Genomic DNA, 1787 nt, shown 5'->3' on the forward strand with positions numbered 1-1787 from the left:
CTGGAGCCGGAGAGCACGGCTTATAACATGCCGACTGCTCTGCGGTTCAAGGGGCCTCTGGATATCGACGCGTTGCGTTCGAGTTTCGAGTCGCTGATCGCTCGCCATGAAACCCTGCGTACCACGTTCTGTCAGGAGGATGAACAGGCAGTCCAAGTGATACATCCAGCCGTACCCTTCGAGCTGGTAGTTGAAGGGCTTCAGGTTTCCGCTGATATCGATCTGAATCACGTGCTTAAAACTGAGGTTGAGGCTGAAGTACAGCGTGCTTTTGATCTGGAGCAAGGGCCGCTGCTGCGGGTAAAGCTGCTGCGTCTGTCAGAAGAGGATCATGTTTTGGTGCTGACCTTGCACCATATCGTATCTGATGGTTGGTCGATGCCGATCATGATCGACGAGCTAGTCCAACTCTACGAAGGTTACCGAGTCGGAGAGGTTGTATCCCTTCCTGAGTTGTCAATTCAATATGCCGACTATGCAATCTGGCAGCGCCAGTGGATGGAGGCAGGAGAGCGAGAGCGTCAATTAGTTTATTGGAAAGAACAATTGGGTGATGAGCAACCAGTATTGGAACTCCCTCTGGATCGCCCGCGGCCATCAGTCCAGAGCTACGCTGGTGCAAATCTGGAAATCACGCTGGATGAGCCTCTGGCCCATTCGCTCAAACAACTGGCAAAAGAACAAGGTTCAACCCTGTTCATGTTGTTGCTGGCGAGCTTCCAGACCCTTTTGCATCGTTACTCAGGTCAGAGCGATATCCGCGTAGGCGTGCCAATTGCCAACCGTAACCGAGTCGAGACCGAAAGGCTGATTGGCTTCTTCGTCAACACCCAGGTGCTCAAGGCGGAGTTCGACTTAAATACGACGTTCAGTGCATTGCTGAAGCAGGTCCAGCAAGCGGCGTTGGATGCTCAGGCGCATCAGGACCTGCCGTTCGAACAGTTGGTCGAGGCGTTGCAGCCAGAGCGTAGCTTGAGCCATAGCCCGCTGTTCCAAGTGATGTACAACCACCAAAGTCAGGTCCGAGGGAACAGCCAAGCCTTATCGGGGCTGACGGTAGAGTCGCTGTTCACTGAGCAAAGCACTGCTAAATTCGACCTGACACTGGATACCTACGAGTATGCGAATGGCATTGGCGCTTCGTTGTGCTACGCGACGGACTTGTTCGACAAAGCCAGCATTGAGCGTCTGAGTGGGCATTGGATTAATCTGTTGAATGGTATCGTCAAGGCACCGCAGCAATGGGTTTCCGAGCTGCCACTTTTGAGCGAGCAAGAACACCAGCAAATCGTTTGCGACTGGAATAGAACCAGGGCGAGTTATCCAAACGATCAGTGCATCCACCAATTGATCGAAGCACAGGCGGATAAAACCCCCAACGCCATCGCTGTGGTGTTCGACAATCAAGAGTTGACCTACCAACAACTGAATGGCAAGGCCAACCAACTGGCGCATAAGCTGCGTGAACAAGGCGTTGGTCCGGATGTATTGGTTGGTATCGCCGTAGAGCGCAGCCTGGAAATGGTGGTTGGGCTGCTGGGAGTCTTGAAGGCAGGCGGTGCGTATGTACCGTTGGACCCAGAGTATCCAGAAGATCGACTGGCCTATATGATGGAGGACAGTGGTATCGCGTTGCTGCTGACTCAAGCTCATCTACAAGCACAACTCCCGATCCCAGATCATGTGCACTGCTTGATGCTTGATGAAGGTCTGAAAGGTTACAGCGATACCAACCCGATCAATCTCACTCAGCCAGATAATCTGGCTTATGTGATCTACACCTCGGG

Annotated in this window: 1 protein-coding gene; it reads left to right on the top strand. The window is 52.9% G+C overall.

Translation table 11 applies throughout. The features are described 5' to 3' along the window. Positions 1-1787: condensation domain-containing protein (locus tag ACSZPK_RS26900; protein ID WP_437884672.1), on the top strand; the 1787-nt coding region annotated here is incomplete at both ends.

This window comes from Pseudomonas sp. LRF_L74 (assembly GCF_965644255.1).
Lineage (GTDB): Bacteria > Pseudomonadota > Gammaproteobacteria > Pseudomonadales > Pseudomonadaceae > Aquipseudomonas.